The 21031-nt window shown below is 40.9% G+C and carries 25 protein-coding genes, 1 riboswitch and 1 other annotated feature; of the genes, 7 read left to right on the forward strand and 18 right to left on the reverse strand.

What is annotated here, in order from left to right; all coding sequences use genetic code 11:
• Window positions 1-92 precede the first annotated feature (92 nt).
• Entirely contained in the window at window positions 93-455 is a 363-nt protein-coding gene (locus tag JOD45_RS13205) for a hypothetical protein (protein ID WP_205004372.1), read from the reverse strand.
• 57 nt (window positions 456-512) lie between these two features.
• On the reverse strand, window positions 513-1223 hold the full coding sequence (locus JOD45_RS13210) for a pseudouridine synthase (protein WP_205004373.1): 711 nt from the start codon (window positions 1221-1223) through the stop codon (window positions 513-515).
• Between the two features lie 73 nt (window positions 1224-1296).
• Between JOD45_RS13210 and JOD45_RS13215 the strand changes: the two genes are divergently transcribed.
• Window positions 1297-1725: a DUF6884 domain-containing protein gene (locus JOD45_RS13215; protein ID WP_205004374.1), complete on the forward strand. Its 429-nt coding sequence runs from the start codon at window positions 1297-1299 to the stop codon at window positions 1723-1725.
• Between the two features lie 94 nt (window positions 1726-1819).
• Complete coding sequence (locus JOD45_RS13220; protein WP_205004375.1) at window positions 1820-2194, forward strand: hypothetical protein; 375 nt, start codon at window positions 1820-1822, stop codon at window positions 2192-2194.
• Between the two features lie 114 nt (window positions 2195-2308).
• Here JOD45_RS13220 and JOD45_RS13225 read toward each other — a convergent pair whose 3' ends face one another.
• The 6 genes from JOD45_RS13225 to JOD45_RS13250 all read right to left on the reverse strand — a co-directional run bounded on the left by JOD45_RS13225 (window position 2309) and on the right by JOD45_RS13250 (window position 9263).
• On the reverse strand, window positions 2309-3901 hold the full coding sequence (locus JOD45_RS13225) for a putative polysaccharide biosynthesis protein (protein ID WP_205004376.1): 1593 nt from the start codon (window positions 3899-3901) through the stop codon (window positions 2309-2311).
• 126 nt (window positions 3902-4027) lie between these two features.
• Entirely contained in the window at window positions 4028-4213 is a 186-nt protein-coding gene (locus JOD45_RS13230) for a sporulation protein Cse60 (RefSeq protein WP_205004377.1), read from the reverse strand.
• A gap of 62 nt (window positions 4214-4275) precedes the next feature.
• On the reverse strand, window positions 4276-4620 hold the full coding sequence (locus JOD45_RS13235) for a rhodanese-like domain-containing protein (RefSeq protein ID WP_205004378.1): 345 nt from the start codon (window positions 4618-4620) through the stop codon (window positions 4276-4278).
• A gap of 28 nt (window positions 4621-4648) precedes the next feature.
• A complete protein-coding gene (locus JOD45_RS13240; RefSeq protein ID WP_205004379.1) occupies window positions 4649-4957 on the reverse strand; it encodes a rhodanese-like domain-containing protein in 309 nt (102 codons plus the stop codon).
• Window positions 4958-5182: 225 nt separating this feature from the next.
• Entirely contained in the window at window positions 5183-7600 is a 2418-nt protein-coding gene (leuS, locus tag JOD45_RS13245) for a leucine--tRNA ligase (protein ID WP_205004380.1), read from the reverse strand.
• 130 nt (window positions 7601-7730) lie between these two features.
• Window positions 7731-7958, reverse strand: a binding site (T-box leader).
• Between the two features lie 96 nt (window positions 7959-8054).
• Entirely contained in the window at window positions 8055-9263 is a 1209-nt protein-coding gene (locus tag JOD45_RS13250) for an MDR family MFS transporter (RefSeq protein WP_205004381.1), read from the reverse strand.
• A gap of 195 nt (window positions 9264-9458) precedes the next feature.
• Between JOD45_RS13250 and mnmM the strand changes: the two genes are divergently transcribed.
• Window positions 9459-10046 carry a tRNA 5-(aminomethyl)-2-thiouridylate-methyltransferase MnmM gene (mnmM, locus tag JOD45_RS13255; RefSeq protein ID WP_205004423.1) on the forward strand — a complete coding sequence of 196 codons (588 nt, stop codon included), beginning with the start codon at window positions 9459-9461 and terminating at the stop codon, window positions 10044-10046.
• Window positions 10047-10312: 266 nt separating this feature from the next.
• Window positions 10313-10462: a hypothetical protein gene (locus JOD45_RS13260; RefSeq protein ID WP_205004382.1), complete on the forward strand. Its 150-nt coding sequence runs from the start codon at window positions 10313-10315 to the stop codon at window positions 10460-10462.
• On the opposite strand, the gene JOD45_RS13265 is transcribed toward JOD45_RS13260, so the two are convergent.
• The 9 genes from JOD45_RS13265 to JOD45_RS13305 form a co-directional block, all read right to left on the reverse strand.
• Window positions 10448-11272 carry an urease accessory protein UreD gene (locus tag JOD45_RS13265; RefSeq protein WP_205004383.1) on the reverse strand — a complete coding sequence of 275 codons (825 nt, stop codon included), beginning with the start codon at window positions 11270-11272 and terminating at the stop codon, window positions 10448-10450. The genes JOD45_RS13260 and JOD45_RS13265 overlap by 15 nt on opposite strands.
• A 2-nt stretch (window positions 11273-11274) precedes the next feature.
• Window positions 11275-11889 (reverse strand): urease accessory protein UreG, encoded by a 615-nt coding sequence (ureG, locus tag JOD45_RS13270; RefSeq protein ID WP_476707509.1) that lies wholly within the window; start codon window positions 11887-11889, stop codon window positions 11275-11277.
• A gap of 45 nt (window positions 11890-11934) precedes the next feature.
• The gene (locus JOD45_RS13275; RefSeq protein ID WP_205004385.1) at window positions 11935-12621 is read right to left on the reverse strand and encodes an urease accessory protein UreF; all 687 of its coding nucleotides are present in this window, start codon (window positions 12619-12621) and stop codon (window positions 11935-11937) included.
• Window positions 12614-13069 (reverse strand): urease accessory protein UreE, encoded by a 456-nt coding sequence (gene ureE, locus JOD45_RS13280; protein WP_205004386.1) that lies wholly within the window; start codon window positions 13067-13069, stop codon window positions 12614-12616. The genes JOD45_RS13275 and ureE overlap by 8 nt, the downstream gene beginning before the upstream one ends.
• Window positions 13070-13078: 9 nt before the next feature.
• Window positions 13079-14794 carry an urease subunit alpha gene (ureC, locus tag JOD45_RS13285; RefSeq protein WP_205004387.1) on the reverse strand — a complete coding sequence of 572 codons (1716 nt, stop codon included), beginning with the start codon at window positions 14792-14794 and terminating at the stop codon, window positions 13079-13081.
• A gap of 3 nt (window positions 14795-14797) precedes the next feature.
• The gene (gene ureB / locus JOD45_RS13290) at window positions 14798-15115 is read right to left on the reverse strand and encodes an urease subunit beta (protein ID WP_205004388.1); all 318 of its coding nucleotides are present in this window, start codon (window positions 15113-15115) and stop codon (window positions 14798-14800) included.
• A gap of 250 nt (window positions 15116-15365) precedes the next feature.
• Window positions 15366-15671: an urease subunit gamma gene (locus JOD45_RS13295; RefSeq protein ID WP_205004389.1), complete on the reverse strand. Its 306-nt coding sequence runs from the start codon at window positions 15669-15671 to the stop codon at window positions 15366-15368.
• A gap of 486 nt (window positions 15672-16157) precedes the next feature.
• On the reverse strand, window positions 16158-17222 hold the full coding sequence (locus JOD45_RS13300; protein WP_205004390.1) for a DUF2600 family protein: 1065 nt from the start codon (window positions 17220-17222) through the stop codon (window positions 16158-16160).
• Window positions 17209-18024: an alpha/beta fold hydrolase gene (locus JOD45_RS13305; protein WP_205004391.1), complete on the reverse strand. Its 816-nt coding sequence runs from the start codon at window positions 18022-18024 to the stop codon at window positions 17209-17211. Before JOD45_RS13305 ends, JOD45_RS13300 begins: the two co-directional genes overlap by 14 nt.
• 74 nt (window positions 18025-18098) lie before the next feature.
• Here JOD45_RS13305 and JOD45_RS13310 point away from each other — a divergent pair, with 74 nt between their 5' ends.
• The 3 genes from JOD45_RS13310 to JOD45_RS13320 all read left to right on the forward strand — a co-directional run bounded on the left by JOD45_RS13310 (window position 18099) and on the right by JOD45_RS13320 (window position 19320).
• A complete protein-coding gene (locus tag JOD45_RS13310) occupies window positions 18099-18623 on the forward strand; it encodes a gamma carbonic anhydrase (RefSeq protein WP_205004392.1) in 525 nt (174 codons plus the stop codon).
• A gap of 141 nt (window positions 18624-18764) precedes the next feature.
• Window positions 18765-19010: a hypothetical protein gene (locus JOD45_RS13315; protein ID WP_205004393.1), complete on the forward strand. Its 246-nt coding sequence runs from the start codon at window positions 18765-18767 to the stop codon at window positions 19008-19010.
• A 64-nt stretch (window positions 19011-19074) separates the two neighbouring features.
• Window positions 19075-19320, forward strand: coding sequence for a hypothetical protein (locus tag JOD45_RS13320; protein WP_205004394.1), 246 nt, complete (start codon window positions 19075-19077; stop codon window positions 19318-19320).
• A 53-nt stretch (window positions 19321-19373) separates the two neighbouring features.
• On the opposite strand, the gene metK is transcribed toward JOD45_RS13320, so the two are convergent.
• Window positions 19374-20573: a methionine adenosyltransferase gene (gene metK, locus JOD45_RS13325; RefSeq protein WP_205004395.1), complete on the reverse strand. Its 1200-nt coding sequence runs from the start codon at window positions 20571-20573 to the stop codon at window positions 19374-19376.
• A 127-nt stretch (window positions 20574-20700) separates the two neighbouring features.
• Window positions 20701-20833: riboswitch (SAM riboswitch) on the reverse strand.
• Window positions 20834-21031: the final 198 nt, after the last annotated feature.

The following is a 21031-nucleotide window of genomic DNA, read 5'->3' on the forward strand; positions in this document are numbered from 1 at the left end:
TAATCCCCGTATCTATGTTGAAATTCAAGTATATAAGAAAATACCTGTAGATAAAACACTCTTTTTCAAGTGTCCTAACTACAGGTACCATATTAATCTTCATTTTTCACTTGCCCTCGGTAATATATTTTTTGACTTTCAACCTTACTGTCACCAGCGTTTATAAAGTACAATTGGTGGCTTTGCCCGGCCCCATAAATAGGAACATCGCTTGTTGGCATATTGGCGACATTTCCCTGGCTTCCTGAACCCATAGCATTAACCATATCTATCGTATTCGCTGCCATCTTCATTTGAGTATGATCAGCATCGCTTTGAACATCTTTATATACAAAATATGCAATTGTATTTTCTCTGCTATTCATGAGAATGTCTTCAACGTTTCTTCTGTCTTGTTCATTGGACTGGGCGTATATCAATGGATAATTTTTCAACTCAGTATATAATATCAACATCCAAAAGCCCTCCCTATTCTTTTCATACAATTACCCGCTTTATTAATATTTCAAACCTTATAATTGGAAAAGTTTCCTGATTTCTTCCTCGGTCAGCGGCCGGTATTCCCCAAGTTTTAGTTCTTGATCAAGGACAAGCGGGCCCATTGTCAAACGTTTTAAGTCAATCACTTTCTTTCCGACGGCTAAAAACATTCTTTTAATTTGATGGAATTTCCCTTCGCTAATGGTTATTTTCACCTCAGAAACAGACGCTGATGTTAAAATTTCAAGTTTACTCGGTAAAGTCACATAATCATCTTCCAATTTTATGCCTTTTTGAAAACACTGAACATCTTCCTGTGTCACAGTACCGTCAATTTTGGCTATGTAAGTTTTGTTAACGTGGTGTTTCGGTGATAATAACCGGTGAGCCAATTGCCCATCATTAGTGATAAGCAAAAGACCTGTCGTATTCTTGTCCAAACGGCCGACTGGAAAGAGTTGGGGCAGCCTGTCTTTAGAATCTAATAAATCTAAAACCGTCTGTTGAGAATCATCTTTAGTTGCTGAAATGACCCCTTTTGGTTTATTAAGCATAAAATAAGTAAATGCCTTATAAATAACAGGCTCATTATTGACATAAATGATATCTGTTTCAGGAAAGACATGCTGTTTCGGATCTTTGATAAAACAATCGTTAACAACGACCTTACCTTGTTTCAACAGCTTTTTGACATCTTTCCGGCTGCCTAATCCGGCATTCGCTAATAATTTATCTATACGCAATTTTTAACACCTCTTAAAATTAATCTTTATTTTTTTGAAAAAAGGGGTAATATTGTCTTAGGAGGAGATGCCTGTGGCAGAAAAAATCGGCTTGTTAGCTACAGCACGCAAGAAAAGCAATTCACCGGAAAAGGTGATTGATTTTTATAAAAGTCCACTATTTATAAAATCTGTTCAATACGCTAAAACCCACTATAAACGCTTTTATTTTTATAATGCCAAAGATGGTCTGCTTCTTCCAGATCAGATTATGTCGCCCTATGATGTTTCCATCAAAAGATTTACCATTCACGAAAAAAGGATCTGGGGCAAAAAAGTCATTCAAGATTTTCTTTCATATGAAACACCCGAAGATAAAATCATTTATCTTCACGGCGGACAAGTCTATCGGAAGTTCCTTGAACCGGAGTTGAAACAGCAAGGCTTCATCTATGAAATTCCTCTAAAAGGACTGGGGATCGGCGAACAGTTAAAATGGTATGAACATCATATAGATAGCTAAAACATCTTATCATATAGGCATTTGCTCATACACAATTTTCTCCTGCTCATAAATTATAGATAAGTGCTTATTAGTGAATGGGAGGAGAAATGGTATGGCTTATTATAAAGAACCATATTTTGCAGCAACTGATTACCGTTTTCCATCTTTTAAAGGACAAGGTAATATCCATCCAACACCATACGATGACCACTTTGGCGGAACGACAACTTATAGTCATATGGTTATACCTTCAACCAGTGAACTCATTGACCAATACAGCAGTACTGCTTCGTCACCGGCTCAGCCCCTGGAATCAGTAACAAGCCCTGGGGCAGGCATAAATTTAAACCACTTATATCATCGTATTCAACAATTAGAAAAAGACAATGAAAAGAATAAGAAATTATTAAAAGTGTTGGGAAAAAGACTTAATATTATCGAGCAAAGGCTTGGCATACCCGCACCGCCTTTTGATTTTAATCAATAGGCGTTTTTAATTGAACAATTATTCCCCTCACTCGCCATAAGAAAGAAAACTCCCTTTCACAACTAAGGGAGTTTTTCCTTTAAAAAGTACAAGCTATCTTGTGTTAAAGAATGATTATTTCATAAATCTTCCAACAAGCGGTACTCGGCGCCCTAATACTTGACGAGCCAGCCCGGAACGGAAAGATAATACACCGTATACACCGCCGCCAAAGATAACAGCTATAATAGAAACAAAGGTGGCGTGCCAGCGGGAGTTAGGAATTGTACCGCCGCTTAATAATAAAATAAGTTTAACCACAATTAACATGACAATTGTAAATATTGAAATGAGAAGAAAACGTTTAATAATAAAACTGTATTCGTAGCCTGTAGCTCTCGTAATCGCCATCATATTAATCGCTACAGAAGCAATATATCCAATATTTGTTGCAAGGATCGGCCCCGCCATGCCAAACCACATGATAAAGAGCGGATTTAATATTAATTTAATCAAAACGCCGACCAATAAGCTAAAAATCGTGACCTTTTGCCAATTTATCCCCTGCAAAATGGAAGCTGTAACCGAAAAAAGGGCAAACAAAATCGCAGTTGGTGCATACCACCTTAAAATATAGCCGCCTATAACAATTTCTTTAAAATCATACAGCATACCGTATATCGTATACCCTAAAATCGACATCCCGGCCGCTGCAGGGATTGTCAGATATAAAACCAACTGCAAGGCTTGGGTCGTCTTCCTTTGCACCTCATCGCGGTTTCCTTCGGCAAATGACTTTGTTACCGCCGGCACAACACTTAATGCCAGCGCCGTAGCCAATGACACCGGAATCATGACAAGCTTTTGGTCATTCATAAGCAAGTTGCCCATAATAGATACAAGCTCATTGTAAGTATAGTGATGAAATATCGAAAAGAAGCGCTGCGTAAACTGATCTATAGCTTGATATAGGTTCATCGCAATGCCGACAGCCACAAAAGGTATGGCGTAGGCAATTAATTCGCGATACATTTCTGATAAAGACAAATTAGATTTCACAGTGCTTTGTTCGACATATGCATCTAACTGGGCTTTCCGCTTTTGCCAATAACGAATCAGGACAAGCAATCCAAAAACAGCTCCGACAAACGAGGCGAAAGTAGCTAATGCAACAGCTGTTGTGACTGAACCCTGAAAAACAACAATGACAAGAAATGCACTGACTAAGATAAAAATAGTCCGCACAAGCTGTTCAATAACTTGTGATAATGCTGTCGGTCCCATGGATTGAAACCCTTGAAAATATCCGCGAATAAGGCTCATGGCAGGTACAATGATCAATGCCACACTGGTCACGCGAATAACCGTTGTAACATCTGAATAGTCGCTTCCTTCAATACTGGATAATCTAGCGATAAATGGAGCCATAAAGTATAAAATCAAAAATCCTAAGATACCGGTGATGGTCATAAACTTAAGACCGGATCTAAATAGCCTTCTGCCTGTGAGATAATCGCCCATGGCATTATATCTTGAAACGAATTTAGAAACGGCAAGCGGCACTCCCATTGTCGATAAGCTTAAGATAATCGCATACGGGGTATAACCAAAAGAATAAAGGGCTGTCCCAGAACTGCCTACTAAAGCATTGAACGGAACAACAAAGATTAACCCAAGAAATTTAGATAAAAAAGTCGCGACAGTTAAAATAAATGTCCCTCTAAGCATATGGGATCAATCCTGCCATATATTGTACAACTCCTAGAACTAATAGTTTTGAATTTAGTCACATATTCTTATTAAAACCATGACTTATTGTACCACAATCAATTCAAAAAAGGGACTTAATTGTATTTAACTTTCATAAATGATTAATGCCGAAAAACAAAAAATCGTGCCGCTGTCCCTCGTGTCTTCTGCAACAGCCACTTGATAACGGATATCTTTAACTTTATTGGAATCAATTGTTTCTAAAAAAAGATTCAATTCGTTCTCTAAATCTTTTTCATGCTCTTCATCAAAGATTTTGACTTTCAACATAAAAGACACCTCCTTTACGTTTAAAATACGTTAAGGAGATGCCAAATCCTCCAAAATTAAATTTACACAACGGTAAAGAAATAATCTGGATGATCGTGTTTACCGCTTTTTTCGATGATCCGCGCTGCAATCTTCGCTGCACGTCTGTCATCAGTTATAAATACAATTCTTCTCTTGCATAATGTTTGATATTTTGCTTTTCTCTTTAAATATGAAAGAGGAATATTTTGCGCTTCGCTGATCGGTTTATGATGCGAACTAATAAAATCACGGATATCAATCATACAATGGCTATTTTTGTCAATTTGATCTAACGGCAATTGTTTGACATGTATTTTTCTTGTTAATATCCAACGCCATATAAAACAAATGCAAACGAATAAACTGACAATCATAATAAAACTCATAATCTTCACTTCTTAAAACGAGCTTTTTCTATTCTACTCTTCCCCGCCATTTTATCATACCGCCAACCATATTTTTGACTTTAAAACCTCTATCTTGCAAAAACTCAGCAGCCTTTTCGCTGCGGCGTCCCGAGCGGCAAATCATAATATAGTTTTTATCAATATCAAGCTCTTGATATCTTTCCGGTATTTCAGACAAACGTATGTGGATGGCCTCTGGAATTTTTCCAGCTTGAACCTCCTCATCTTCTCGAACATCGATGAGACATACGTCTTCCTTATTAGTTAGCAGCTTTTCAACTTGTTCCGGCTGAATGATCTGGATTTCGTCCGCCATTTTATTAAGTCACCTCAAATATAAAAATTCTTTTCTCATTGTCAATTTTAACTATTAAAAAGTCAAGTTATTAATAAGTATTCAAAAAACGGCTGAAACAATGATTATCATACAGGCTCGATCTTTCTTTTGAAGATCTTTGCAAAATAAAAGATGGCTGTATGCCACCTTTTATTTTACGCCTAAATGGTTTATAAAAAAACGTGCAAGAGTGTCAAAGTTGTGTCATTTTGCGACAACATTGACAAGTTTGCCTGGAACGACAATGACTTTCCGGATGGCGCTTCCTTCTAATCGGTCTTTTATCGTTTCCAAAGCTTGTTTTTCTAAATCATCTTTATTAATATCTTTTGCCACCGTTAATTTTGAGCGGACTTTACCGTTAATTTGAACAACAACTTCCACTGTGCTTTCCTCAAGCTTAGCCTCATCATATGCCGGCCAAGATTCAAGGCTTACCGGCGATTCATTCCCTAAAATGGACCACAATTCTTCGGCGAGATGCGGAGCGACTGGAGACAGGCATTTTACGAAGCCTTCTACCAAGCCTTTCGTCAATTTATCTTGTTTATAAGCATCGTTAATAAAGACCATTAATTGCGAAATACCGGTATTAAAATGCAGATTTTCAAAGTCCTCAGTAACCTTTTTGACCGTTTGGTGGTAAAGTCTTTCAAAGGACTCTGAAGGCTTGTGATTCTCGACGACTTTTGGACTTAAGGTATGATCTTCTGTTACCAATAACCGCCATATTCTATCTAAGAAACGCCGTGATCCGTCAAGACCTTCCTCAGACCATGCAATTGAGGCATCGAGAGGTCCCATAAACATTTCGTATAAGCGGAGCGTATCGGCGCCATGGGAATCGACAATATCATCCGGATTAACCACATTTCCTTTTGATTTGCTCATTTTTTCATGATTTTCGCCAAGAATCATTCCTTGGTTGAACAACCGTTGGAAAGGTTCTTTAGTCGGCACCACACCGATATCATATAAAACCTTATGCCAGAAGCGGGCATACAATAGGTGAAGGACAGCATGTTCAGCCCCGCCGATATACATATCAACCGGCAGCCATTTTTTCAGTTTTTCCGGATCAGCCAATTGTTCGTTGTTATGCGGATCAATGTAGCGTAAATAATACCAGCAGCTTCCCGCCCATTGCGGCATCGTATTCGTTTCACGGCGTCCTTTCTTTCCTGTTTCCGGATCGACAACATTAACCCATTCTTTAATGTTGGCCAGCGGCGATTCACCGGTGCCTGATGGTTTGATTTCGTCTGTTTTAGGAAGCTCCAAAGGCAGTTGATCTGCAGAGACCGGAACCATCGTGCCGTCTTCCATATGAATAATAGGAATAGGTTCTCCCCAGTAACGCTGACGGCTGAACAGCCAGTCTCTCAGCCTGTAGGTTGTCTTCTTCCTTCCGCAGCCGTTCTCTTCCAGCCAGGCGATCATTTTTTCAATCGCTTCTTGTTTATTCAGGCCGTTAAGGAAATCTGAATGAATAAGTTTGCCGTCTTCTGTGTAAGCCGCCTTGGAAATATCTCCGCCTTCAACAACTTCGATAATCGGCAAATTAAATTTTTGCGCAAATTCATAGTCGCGCTCATCATGAGCAGGAACAGCCATGATCGCGCCTGAGCCATAAGACATTAATACATAATCAGCGATCCAGATCGGCAATTTTTCGCCATTGACAGGATTGATGCCGTAACCGCCAGTGAAAACACCTGTTTTTTCTTTAGATAATTCAGTTCGCTCTAAATCGCTTTTTCTGGCTGCTTCGTCACGATATGCTTGGACAGCTTGCTTTTGTTCATCAGTGACAATTGTATCGACAAGCGGATGCTCAGGAGCAAGAACCATATAAGTGGCGCCGAATAAAGTATCCGGCCGCGTAGAAAATACTGTTACTTTCTCATTCTCATGCCCTGCAATATCAAAGGTGATTTCAGCGCCTTCAGATTTTCCGATCCAATTGCGCTGCATCTCCTTTATGCTTTCCGGCCAATCGAGTTCTTCCAGATCTTCAAGCAGTCTTTCAGCGTAAGCTGTGATTTTAAGCATCCATTGACGCATCGGCTTTCTAATTACAGGATGTCCGCCGCGTTCGCTTTTGCCGTCAATCACTTCTTCATTAGCCAAAACGGTTCCAAGCGCCGGGCACCAGTTGACAGGCACTTCATCTATATAGGCTAAGCCTTTTTCATAAAGCTTAAGAAAGATCCACTGCGTCCATTTATAATAATTCGGATCAGTTGTATTAATCTCTCGATCCCAGTCATATGAGAAACCCAGAGATTTAATTTGCCGTTTAAATGTATTAATATTTTTTTGCGTAAATTCACGCGGGTCATTGCCTGTATCTAAAGCATATTGTTCAGCAGGCAATCCGAACGCATCCCAGCCTATCGGATGCAATACTTCATAACCTTGCATGCGCTTCATGCGGGCGATGATATCTGTTGCTGTATACCCCTCCGGATGGCCAACATGCAATCCAGCTCCAGAAGGATACGGGAACATGTCTAATACATAGAATTTTTCTTTGTTGCTTTTGTCGTCCGTTTTAAATGTCTTATTTTCTTCCCAATACTTTTGCCACTTTTCTTCGATTTGTTTATGGTTATAAGGCAAGAGACATCCTCCTTTTAGCATATGCAACATGATTAGTTCCATAGAAATTTTATCATTTTAGGCGTTGTTCAAAAAGTGATTTAACAAACGCTTTAAAACATTAAAAAAACCTCCCGCCCTTAACGTTAGCGTTAGGGACGAGAGGTTGGTCACAAATTATAAATTCCCGCGGTACCACCCTGATTAGTGTAAAAAACACTCACTTATTGATACCTTAACGCGGCCTACGGCAATGGCTACTATTCATTCACCAATGCAACTCAGAGGCGAGTTCATAATTTGTTATCATTGACTTGCACCCACCGTCAACTCTCTTAAGTTTAACAAAATTACTATTATTCCTCGTCATCGTTTTTGTACAATCACAACTTAATATTTAATTAGTATTTTATGCAAAGCATAAAAAAGTGTCAATACTTTGTTTAAATATTTTACTATATTCTATCCTCATTATCTATTCTTTATACCTGTTAACCAGATGCTGCTGACGGCAGAGGCGCCTGTTTAAGCTTTTATCATAAATAAGCGTCGTTATTACCGCTCCTATATAAATAAATAGAAGAATATATATTAAAACATGAATATTAGTAAGATCGACAATGAACCCGCCAATGAGCGGACCGACCATCCGTCCTCCTGTTGAAACACTGTTTACAAAACCTTGGTAGAATCCTGATTTGCCATTAGGCGCGAGATCCTGAGCTATAGATGGAACCGCAGGCCAGACAAGCATCTCTCCCAAAGTTAATATAATCATGGAGATTAAGAATCCTGAAAACTGATGAGAAAACAGCAATGAAATAAAGGAAATCACGAAAATCGCTATGCCCGTAAGGATTTGCGCTTTCGGCAATTTAAGATACCTTACAATGAAAGAAACCGCCGGCTGTCCCAAAACGATTAAAAGACCATTAATGGACCACAAAAGGCTATACTTCGCTAAAGGTATACCCAGCGATTGCGTATATACTGAAATGGTTGACTGCCACTGAACATAAGCAATCCAACAAATAAAAAAGCCGATGCATAAAACGACCAATGAATAGAATCTATGTTTATTCTTAATCGCTCCTGATTGTTCCATCATGCTCGTTTGTACATCGATGGCCTCATTCCTTGGGTCAATTGATTTATATGTCAGTAAAACGATGAGAGCAAAAAATAAATACATGATGCCATTAACAACAAATATATAAATAAAAGATACTGATGCGATAAAACCTCCGACTGAAGCACCTAATGCAACACCCAGATTCTGCGCAACATAAAGCGCATTAAAAGCCTTCCTGCCGCCTTCAGGCCATACTGTTCCAGCCAAGGCATACATGGAAGGAAATATTAACCCGGAGCCAAAACCAATGACAGCAAGAAAGATGGTATAAGGCCATGTACTGTGAAACATCGCCATTAAAAAACCTGCAGCGGTCGCAATGATAACGCCTGATAGAATGGATTTATATCCGCCGATCCGATCAAACATCATGCCCCCGATTAAATTGCCGACAATACCAGCACCTGAGTTTAGCATAAGCACAAACCCTGCGAAAGTTAAAGAATGGCCAAGATGTTCATGAATATAAATTGTATTTAATGGAAAAAGAAATGAAATGCCCGTGACATTAAAAACCATGCCAAAGATTAAAAGCCATAATGACTTTGGCAATGTCCGTCCCTCCCTTTTTAATGGTTTGGCTGTTTATGAGATTTAAAAACTCATTAACTAATCAAACATACCGCCGCTTATTTGCGCCGTGCTTATGTTAGTATAAAAAACAGAAATTTACAAGAGGCCTGTCCCAATGAACATGTGTATAATATGGATGATACAGATTATAGCAAGTTAGGGTGAAGAGAATTGATGATTAAAGGTGCTGTCGAGTTCAGCCATCACTGTCTGTCAAAAGTCATTCAGCCGGGTGATACTGTTGTTGACGCTACAGCAGGAAATGGGCATGATACGCTATTCCTGGCAAAATTAGTCGGTAAAAGCGGCCGCGTCTACGGATTTGATATTCAGGAAGAAGCGATTAAAAATACCGAGAAAAGGCTTGCAGATGACGGTGAAAACGAACAAGTGACACTGATTTGCCGCAGTCATCATGAACTAAAAAATGTAATACCCGGCGATTCAGATATTAAAGCAGCTGTTTTTAACTTGGGCTATTTGCCGAAAGGAGATAAAAAGATCGTTACCCGTCCGGAAACAACGATTGAGGCTTTACAATCGCTGCAGGAACGTCTCCATACAGACGGATTAATCGTTCTTGTCGTCTACCCCGGACATCCTGAAGGAAAAATTGAAGCAGATGCGTTATTAGATTATGCCAAACAACTAGATCAAAAGCATTGGCAAGTTCTAAAATACGAAATAATGAACCAAATGAACAATCCTCCATTTTTGATTGCTATTGAAAGAAATCAAGGGGCCAGAAACAAAGCGGGCTGATTTGGAACAATTCAGTACGGATGAAATAGTTATAAAAAACCTGTGAAAGAGCTGTTGTCCATAAAATGATAGCTCCCCTTTAGGTACAGATAAAATACTTGAAGGGGAGAATTTTATGCCAAAGAAGATGTTCCAAATGGAAAACTGCACGGCTTTCAGGCTGACCGCAATACAACAAATCTATAAGCGCTTATTGATCAATAGGCCAAACATCTTTCAGGCTGTACAGTCATATAAGAAAGGGAAAACTTATAATGATGATGCAGGTGAGCGGAAAGGTTGCATTGGACAAACTTGAAGAACTTAAAAAGAGGATTAAAGAAATGAGTTCATATCATTCAGACCCTGCAAACGATAAATGTTATCAAGTTCACAGGGTCATCCCTATTGGTGTCCAATTGTTAGTATTTGTATAAATAAATCGGTTCCTTGTTAAACCATTCTTTGCGAATAAGCGTGTGGACTTTATTGAAAACCCCTTCTGCATCTTGTGTCGACGAAGCAAAGACACGCAATGTAAATCCCGGAATGGTCAACATTGAAAAACCGATTCTTCCCGGAAGATTTTCGTCCTCAAGGAAATCGTACATTTGGTCTAAAAACGCCGGCGCTGCTTGATCCCCAATAACCATCATGGAACCAAAGTGTGTATACCCTTCAAAGAACCCTGTTTCATACATATTTTGAATGTCAGGCTGGAGCCTGACTTGATCGTATACTGCCAGCTTCCCGTCCCAATACACTTCTGTTTTTAGACGAAGCGTATCATATGTAAAAGGCGTTCCGTCCGGGGACCAGCCAGGTGAAATAAGTTCTGCATAGATCAGCGTTGCGCCGGGTTCCATATAAATCTTTGTATCCTGCCTGAACTTGGCATCTTTAAAAGCGATAATTGGATCAGGGACGTACTCAAGAAGGCTTCCCTTCTTAAGCACAATCTCCATCTCTTGACAAACACAGCTTTCAGGTGTTTTATATATCGTTGTTGCCGATTGATTTGATAGAAGCAGTTCGGCATTTTCCTGAAGACGAATATCCATTCTGTACGTATCCCCATCAACGTAACCGCCCCCGGGATTTACAACAAAAATACTCGGCTGCCCGGAGTCATCTAAATAGAGCGGCTTAATCACCTTAAGCTGATCATAAAAGTAAATATCATCAATAATCGTTTTGTCTTGCTTTTTTTTAGCCGAGAGATATAAATAACCGGTCTTATCTTTCACTTTTATTCAAGTCCTATTAATAAAGCATTTTGTTTGAGCCAATTGACAACCTCGCTCAGCCCGGCTTCCTTCTTTAAGTTAGTAAAAAAATAAGGCTTGTTTCCGCGAAATCTCCTTGTATCCGCTGCCATAATATCAAGATTCGCACCGACGTACGGGGCAAGATCTGTCTTATTAATAATGAACAAATCCGATTTAATCATCCCTTGGCCGTTCTTGCGAGGGATTTTCTCGCCTTGCGCGACATCAATAATATAGATTGAGAAGTCCACTAACTCCGGACTAAATGTAGCAGATAAGTTATCGCCGCCGCTTTCTATAAAAATAATCTGTAAATCAGGGTGGCGTTTTTTTAATTCCTCAATGGCTTCGAAATTCATTGAAGCGTCTTCGCGGATGGCTGTATGCGGACAGCCGCCCGTTTCTATGCCAATAATCCGATCATCCGGCAATACACCATTTTCCCTTAAAATTTTTGCATCTTCTTTAGTATAAATATCGTTTGTAATAACAGCCATGCTGTACTCATCATACATATATCGAGTCATCTTTTCGACCAGCATCGTTTTTCCGGCTCCTACAGGGCCGCCAATCCCGATTCTCACCGGTTCCATGATTTACCCCCCATTTGCTATTTTGCTTGACAAGCCAACTGTAAATGTCTAGGACATAAAGATTCGAACATTTAACCGTTCATGCCTCATTTGCGATAATTCGAGTCCCGGAGAAATACTCCCGAAATCATCAGGTTCAAGTCCATCAATCATATCGGCCGCTTTCTGCAAAGTGCTCTGCAAATCTTGCAATAAACGCTGCCCATCGGTTTGCCCGAGAGGTATGCCGCGAACACCGTTTTGAATCATGTTGGATGTACACGTATACAAATAAGCTAGCACAGCCGTTGGTTTCGGAATGCCAAGATGGTGGGCGATGATCGCAAAGCCAATGGCAGGATGTCCTGAGGCTTGATGAGATTCCACTTGTTTTTGATATATTCGCAGGTCTTCTATATCATACATCTCTAAACCTAGCTGGATAAATCTGCGCCCCATTTTTATATTGGCTTCTCTTGATTCTCGGGAAAGATTTTGAACCGCGGCAAGACGGTCCCAATACACAATCTTATCATGATCTTTTTTGTCTAATGCTTCATATGCAAAACGGCAGATCAAACCATCCGTATATACAAGCTGCTCTTGAATATAGGGATAAAGCCAAGCTGCGAAAGTTTCCTTATCACTGACGCGCCCTTCTTGAATATATGTCTCAAGACCAAAGGAATGACTGAAAGCTCCTGTTGGGAAATTGGAATCACACCATTGCAAAAGCGGCAGCAGCTGATTAGTCATGGCTGTGACCAACATGGCGAAACGCTTTCTTTACTTTTCTTTTTTCCTTCCGGTAAGGAACCCTCCATTGATTTAATAACTTCTCTATTAAATAGTCATACTTAACCAGCATTTGGCTGCCTTCAAATTGTGCAGGCAAATGACGATTGCCTAATTGATGGGCGATATAACCCATCTGTTGAATACTATCGGGACATATCACAAGCAGATCATCAGGCAATACATCGACAACAATCAAGCTGCTATGATCCATATATAATACATCTCCAGCTTCCAAATCCTTTGCCTCACGTAATCGAATACCGATTGAACGGCCGGTATTCGTTGTCACGCGCTGAATACGCTTTACAAGATCGTCACTCGGCAAATATACTGTCTCCATTCGGCGCTGTTTCTTTTCTTCTTCTGTAAGAGCGTCTAAATGGTTGACAACTTTTTCAATAATCATTCAATCACCTCAAAATAGGAAATAGCGCTGGGCCAGCGGAAGCACCTCAGCAGGTTCTGAATGTATATGTTCGCCATTGAAGTATACTTTGTACGTTTGCGGATCCACGTCAACGTCGCCGGTTGTACTGTTATGAATCATATCCTTCTTTGAGAGTTTACGAACGCCGTAGATAGGCAATACAACCTTTTTCAGACCAAGCTTTTCGTGCAAACCTTGTTCATACGCCAATTTTGATATAAATGTTACGCTTGTATGGTATCTGGCTTTACCGTAAGACGCATATTGCGGACGATATAAAACCGGCTGCGGTGTCGGGATTGAGGCGTTAGGATCCCCCATAATACTGTGGGCAATCATGCCGCCTTTGATGATAAGATCAGGTTTCGCACCGAAAAAAGGCGGATCCCAGACAACAAGATCGGCAAGTTTCCCAATTTCAACAGACCCAATATAAGCGTCCACGCCGTGGGTAATTGCGGGATTAATAGTATATTTAGAGATGTATCTTTTGACTCGGAAATTATCATTGCCTTTTCCTCTATCTTCCGGCAATGGACCGCGCTGATTTTTCATTTTGCTGGCCATTTGCCAAGTTCGGGTAATGACTTCTCCGACACGCCCCATTGCTTGAGAATCAGAGCTCGCCATACTGATAAGTCCTAAATCATGAAATACGTCTTCCGCAGCAATCGTCTCTGCTCGAATACGCGATTCAGCCAGCGCAATATCTGTTGGATTATTAGGATTAAGATTGTGAGTGACCACAATCATATCAAGAGGCTCCTCTGTGGTATTTACTGTATACGGTATTGTAGGCGTTGTTGAGGAAGGCAGTACATTTTCCAATCCTGCAACCTTTATAATATCCGGCGCATGCCCGCCGCCTTCGCCTTCGGTATGATAAGTATGGATGGTGCGGCCGCCGATCGCTTTAATTGTATGTTCTACAAATCCGCCTTCATTTAATGTATCCGTATGAATACACGTTTGGACATCATATTTATCCGACACACGCAAACTATAATCAATTGCCGATAGCGTCGCTCCCCAATCCTCATGCACTTTAAAACCAATCGCTCCTGCCTGTACTTGTTCGGCAAGAGGCGCTTCAGCAGAAGCACTGCCTTTGCCCCAATACCCCATATTGACTGGAAAACCTTCAGAGGCTTCCAGCATCTTAATGATATTCCATGCTCCGGGCGTACAGGTTGTTGCCTTCGTTCCTGTCGCAGGGCCGGTGCCGCCGCCAAACATTGTTGTAATGCCTGATTCCATTGCATAACGAACGAGCTGCGCCGACACAAAATGAATATGCGGGTCGATGCCCCCTGCTGTTACAATTTTTCTTCCGGCATCAATGACCTCTGTTGACGCCCCGATCACCATATTGATATTATCCATTAACAATGGATTGCCGGCATTGCCAATAGCCGCTATCTTTCCGTCGCGAATGCCGATATCGGCTTTATAAATTCCCGTATGATCTACTATGACCGCGTTAATAATGACAAGATCCATCGCCCCCTCTGCCCTAGTGATATGCGGATGCTGCGCCATGCCGTCGCGGATTGCCCTGCCGTCTCCATATGATGATTCATCGCCGTAGTACTTATGGTCTTCCTCAACTTCTATAATTAAATCGGTGTCCCCTAAGCGGATTTTATCACCTTTGGTCGGCCCGAATAGCGTTGTATAGTGTTTCCTTGACATACGAAATCCCATGGGCTACTGACCTCCATCTATACACGCATTTGTTTGGTTATTCAGGCCGTATACACATCGTTTGCCGCCAATCGCCACTAAATGCACTTCTTTCGTATCCCCGGGTTCAAAACGGGCAGATGTGCCTGAAGGAATATCCAAACGCATGCCGTAGGCTTTGTTTCGGTCAAATTGCAAAACAGCATTCACTTCATAAAAATGAAAATGCGAGCCGACCTGAACCGGACGATCTCCCGGGTTAGTGACCTTGAGCGTGAAAGCAGGTCTGCCAGCATTACATATAATCGCCCCTTCACCGTAAATAAACTCTCCCGGAATCATATCTTCTCCCCCCTCGTATCATCAGTTTCAATCCTGCGGCAGTCGTGAATTCCAGTTGGCATATAGTACTTTGAAAAAAATTATTATCCCCATTTCAGGGCTGACTCCGAAAAACCAAAATTGGGGGTTGGGTGTTTCGCGTTGTTCCTCGATAATGATCTTAGGTTCGCTTGCAGCAAATGTCTCTCTTTGACATCACACCGCAGGACTTATCACTATCTAAAAGGATGCCAAAACGCATATGATTTCGTTATTTTATCGGGTCTTGAACCGAAACAAGCTTGGTTCCATCAGGGAACGTTGCTTCTACTTGAATCCAGTGTTCAATCATTTCCGGCACACCTTCCATAACATCCTCCCGGCTCAATATTTTTGCTCCTTCCCTCATCAGCTCTGGCACAGACTTGCCATCGCGTGCGCCTTCCATAATTTCATATGTAATAATCGCTACCGCTTCGGGAAAGTTAAGCTTCAGCCCTCGTTTCTGACGCCGTCTCGCCAAATCATTAGCCACAACCACCAATAGCTTTTGCTGTTCTCGAGCCGTAAGTTTCATCGAAATCCCTCCTGTCTAAATCGAAAACTAACCTTTTAAAATGCTTGTTAACGTTTATCTACTTTATACTTATTTCATTTTGCAGGATGTATGCCTGGCCACCTTAAAATAAAAAAGGATGAGAGAAGACTATGAAAGTGTTTCTAAATGCGCATCATAGGGCTAGTTTCATAAAGTCATTTAAAAAAGGAGATTTATCATAAACAGAAGCTAAACAGACTGCCGTGCTTTTTATTCTGCTGATTTTTATGCAGTTCAGCTTCAAGGACAGTAATTTCAAAAGCCTGCTGGCAAGAAAAAAAGGGACACAGCTGTGCCCCTTTTTTCCTTTGGCAAATAACCCTTCTTAAAAGGATCTGTCAATATCGGAAGATCAGTCATCATTATTTTTATGTTTAATCGTTAAAAGTATATCTTGTTTCTTTGAATTCCCAAAAACGGCAGCCTTCGACAATATTATCTGTTAATGCCTTTTCTTATAGAAGTCTATACACTTGGTTTAAAGCGGCGATATAGCCAACCGTTGATAAAAAAGAACATTCCGGCGCCGCCGGCCTTTCTCATTATCCTCCTTGCAAGGGCGCGGACTTGCTGCTGCTTGGCCACTTTTTTATCTGCCAAATAAATACCCAGCAGCCCCCGGTTAACCATTTTGTGAAAATTTTTATCAGGCAAATTGGAAATGCTTATATCAGCCTGTTCAATAAAATGATTAAACCTGTCCATCATGATTTCTTCGCTTTCATAATAAAAGCAAAAATTTAAATCTCCGCCCTGTTTATCTTCTTCCTGGTCAATAAAATAATCTAATAAAATATGCAAGCCTTGCACCCATGGAAAATAGCTTTCCTTTAGACGGATCGCAAGGTCTTTCATGTTATGGCGGCTCGCTGCATATGAAACAATGCAAAATATGCCAAGTGTAGATCCTGAACAAGCCGAAAATTCATACCAAGTCATTTCCGGCAATTTTTGTTGATGGCGGCGAAACCAATCTTTAAGGCGCGGCACGCGCTGATCTTGCTTCACATGCTTATGTACTTGCAAATCGCAATAAAATCCCGCTAATTCATGAAGGGCCGGCTGAATATCTTTTAAAGAAGGCAAGCTTTTCAAAAAGTCTTGACATGTCCTCACCAGGTCGGCTAAGTATCCGCCGTCAGATGTTACATCTCGGAAACGGTAATAATCTTTAAGATCCGATCCAGGCGTAAGCGCATCGAGCATCGATTCATGCAAAGCCCGGAAGTCTTCCGGATCAAGGGATACGCTGCGGTCGCAAAGATTATCAAGGTAATCGCTGATGGTTTGATAAGCGACAATAAAGCGGATAACCTTTTGGTAATTTTCTTTAGCAAGCAGACTGTAAATGGAACCGCCTTCGCAATGAAAAGTTTTTGTACGTATGCTCGCCAAAGCTTGTTTTCTTAACTCGAAGTCTGGGATTGCCTCTGCTTTTTCTTTCCACATATCCAACTCACGATGTACATTTGGAAGAACCTTTCGATAGATTTGCGCCATCATTCCAAAAGGTTTTCTAGGTATTTTCACTAAACAGTCCTCCAGACGACATATTGTTTTCTATAAAAGACAGTGCGTGTTGAAAAACACTTTTTCTCTCAGGTTCATTGAAGACTTCATGGTATAAACCTGTCCACTCTTTATAGACTTTATTTTTTGCTTTGAGTGAATCAAACCACTTTTTCACCGAGTGCTTATTTACTATTTTATCATCTCCCGCTTGTAAAATAAGCACAGGAACGTCCGGAAATTTATCTATTTTTTGAAAGGCTTCTTCCATCGCCGTTTCTAATTCCCAATACCATCGAGCCGAAATTTTCGTCAGCATAAGCGGATCGCCGGCATCCCTTTGCAAAACCTCTTGATTGCGGGTCGCCTTTTTATTGCCTGCAGACCTTTTTGTAGGAATAAGTAATTCAGGCGCTACTTTGTTTAGAAAATAACTGGTTTTTTTTAATAATGACGGCATAGGAAACGTCAGCCCTAAGCACGGAGAAGATAAGATAATTCCCTGAACGGCCATTTGTTTTTCCTGCAATGTTCTTATCACAGATAAGCCTCCCAAACTGTGACCGAGGAGGAATAACGGCAAATGGAACTTTTCTCCCTTCTTTGTCCAAGATTCGACCGCATCAATATATTCATCAAACCGGTCAATATGCCCTTTGATCCCAGGGCTTTTACCATGGCCGGGCAAATCGCCCATGATCACATGAAAACCGGAGTCCAGCCATTGCCTTCTGAGCCACCGGTAACGTCCGTGGTGCTCGCCTGACCCATGAACGATGACTATGGCGCCTTGAGGCGTTTCATTCGTTTCCCAAACCCACACCGAGAGCCACTCCCTTATGTGTTATAATTTTTTATACCTTTTTATTATATTAAATTCTTAGGCGGTGAATACATATGATATTACCATACAATGGCATTTATCCTGAAATATCAGCCAGTGCTTTTATTGCTCCGGATGCTGTGATTACAGGAGATGTAACAATCGGTGATGAATCAAGCATTTGGTTTGGAACGGTTATCCGCGGTGATGTAAGTCCGACACGCATAGGAAACAGGGTAAACATTCAAGACTTAAGCATGCTTCACCAAAGCCCGAACAACACCCTGATCATAGAAGATGACGTGACAGTCGGCCATCAAGTGACTTTACATAGTTCAATTTTGCGTAAAAAATGCTTAATCGGAATGGGATCAATCATCCTTGACGGAGCGGAAATTGGGGAAGGCGCGTTTATTGGCGCGGGAAGCCTGGTCCCTCAAGGAAAAATCATTCCTCCAAATGTCTTGGCTTTCGGCCGCCCCGCAAAGGTTATCCGGCCATTGAACGAAGAAGATTTAAAAGACATGGCAAGGATTCGCCGTGAATATGTCGAAAAGGGACAAGCCTATAAAAAAGTCTTGGCACGTTCTGAGTCTTAAGCACAGGGTTTTAATAGAATTTATAAAAAGGGCGGTTTAATGCCCTTTTTTCTATTATTTTGCCATTTATATTCATCTCACCTATGTTTCGAAACCTCTTAAACATATACTATATTATGAACCTGATTGGGAGGGTTTCTAATGACTATTACTATTAAATATCAGACAGCAGAAATTAATACAAGCGCCGACAACAGCGGCATTGCAAACGGGGAAAATCAAGCTTTCGGATGGCAGTCTCCTGTTAAACAGAACAATGTCCACGCGGCTTCCGGCATGTACGTGGCCGCGCCGGATAATATAAATATTATTTTAGATAAAGATTACACTGATCTGGCCATATATAACGGCGGAATAAATGCCGGTTCAATCCGTCAAACCATTTAAAACTTTAAATCCGTGATCATGCTGCCTGGGTTTTAGCGCATCCTTTTTGGGAAGGAAGGTTATTTTGGCCATTCTAATTGAATTCAATTCAAATTTAATTCAATCGGGAAAAGATAATTCAATGATTTTTAATGGGGAGAACCAATTATTTGGCTGGAGCTCGCCGTTAAAGCAGAACAACGTCTTTGCTCCCGGGGGTTCGTATTTTGCTTTTCCGCGCAATTTTAATTTAATTGCAGATAACGATGCTATGGATATGCCAGTATATGAACCAAGATTTGCGGCCGGCATCAGCAGCCAGCAAATTTAATCAATAAAAGCTAAAGAGGAGCTGTATCATCATCAGCTCCTCTTGTCCTTATTTTATGCTTCTTTTTTTAGAAGTTCCGCTTTGTCTGTACGTTCCCACGGCAAGTCAACATCTGTCCGGCCGAAATGACCGTAAGCAGCTGTTTGCTTATAAATAGGTCTTCTGAGATCAAGCATCTTAATAATACCAGCCGGGCGAAGATCAAAATGTTTGCGAACAAGGCTAACAAGTTTTTCTTCGGATACTTTTCCGGTTTCAAATGTATCAATAGAAATAGATACAGGTTCTGCAACTCCAATAGCATAGGCGAGCTGAACTTCACATTTATCGGCTAAACCGGCTGCAACAATATTTTTGGCAACGTATCGTGCTGCATAAGCCGCCGAACGGTCAACCTTTGTTGCATCCTTTCCGGAAAAAGCACCGCCGCCGTGACGAGCATATCCCCCATAAGTATCGACGATAATTTTACGGCCTGTCAATCCGGCATCGCCTTGAGGGCCGCCGATAACAAATCGCCCTGTCGGATTGATGAAATACTTTGTTTTGTCATCGATTAATTCTTCGGGTACGATCGGTTCAATCACATGCTCGATGATATCTTTTTTAATTTGTTCCAAAGCTGTTTCCGGATGGTGTTGGGTCGAAATGACAATCGTATCCACACGTTCTGGTTTTCCTTCTTCATTATATTCAACCGTCACTTGTGTTTTTCCGTCTGGTCTTAGATAAGGAACCGTATTATTCTTTCTCACTTCTGCCAAACGTCTTGACAATTGATGAGAAAGTGAAATAGGCAGCGGCATTAATTCTGGTGTTTCATTAACAGCAAAGCCGAACATTAATCCTTGGTCGCCCGCGCCGATCGCTTCGATTTCATCATCCGTCATTTGACCTTCACGCGCCTCAAGGGATTGGTCAACACCCTGCGCAATGTCAGGAGATTGTTCATTGATTGATGTTAAAACCGCGCAAGTGTCTGAATCAAACCCATATTTTGCACGATCATATCCAATTTCCCGGATTGTTTCTCTAACAACCTTAGGTATATCAACATAAGTTGAAGTCGTAATCTCTCCAGAAACTAAAACCAATCCCGTACTGACTGTTGTTTCACAGGCGACACGCGCATTTGGATCACGCTTAATGATTTCATCCAAAATCGCATCAGAAATTTGGTCGCAAATCTTATCAGGATGGCCTTCTGTTACAGACTCAGAAGTGAATAAACGTCTAGAATACTTTTTCGTCATCCTAATCCTCCCAAAATATAATTTAAATAATATGATATGATATGAAAACGGTACTCGTGCCCCTGAAACTTTCTAAGCATGAAAAAAGCCCTTTCCAACTAAGGGCAAGGACGTTTCAAACTCTCGCCTCTTATCGTCAAGGTTTAACCTTGCAGGTTAGCACCGTTCCCAGCACGCCGCAAAATAGTCACTGCCTGTTTGGGCGCCGGGTGGTTGCCGGGTTTCACAGGGCCTGTCCCTCCACCTACTCAGGATAAGAGCAGCCGTTTTTACTTAGAATAGCGCAGGCACAAGCAGCTGTCAATAAACAATAAAATTGTCTAAATACAACAAAAAATTTCAGGTTATACTAATGAAACTTTTATGATTGCCAATGAACCATTCATTATAAGCGCAAAATAAGGACAATCAACTTTTTTGCTTTTTTAACGCATATTTTTATAAAATAATTCGCAATT

Source organism: Scopulibacillus daqui (assembly GCF_016908855.1).
Taxonomy (GTDB): Bacteria; Bacillota; Bacilli; order Bacillales; family Sporolactobacillaceae; genus Scopulibacillus_A; species Scopulibacillus_A daqui.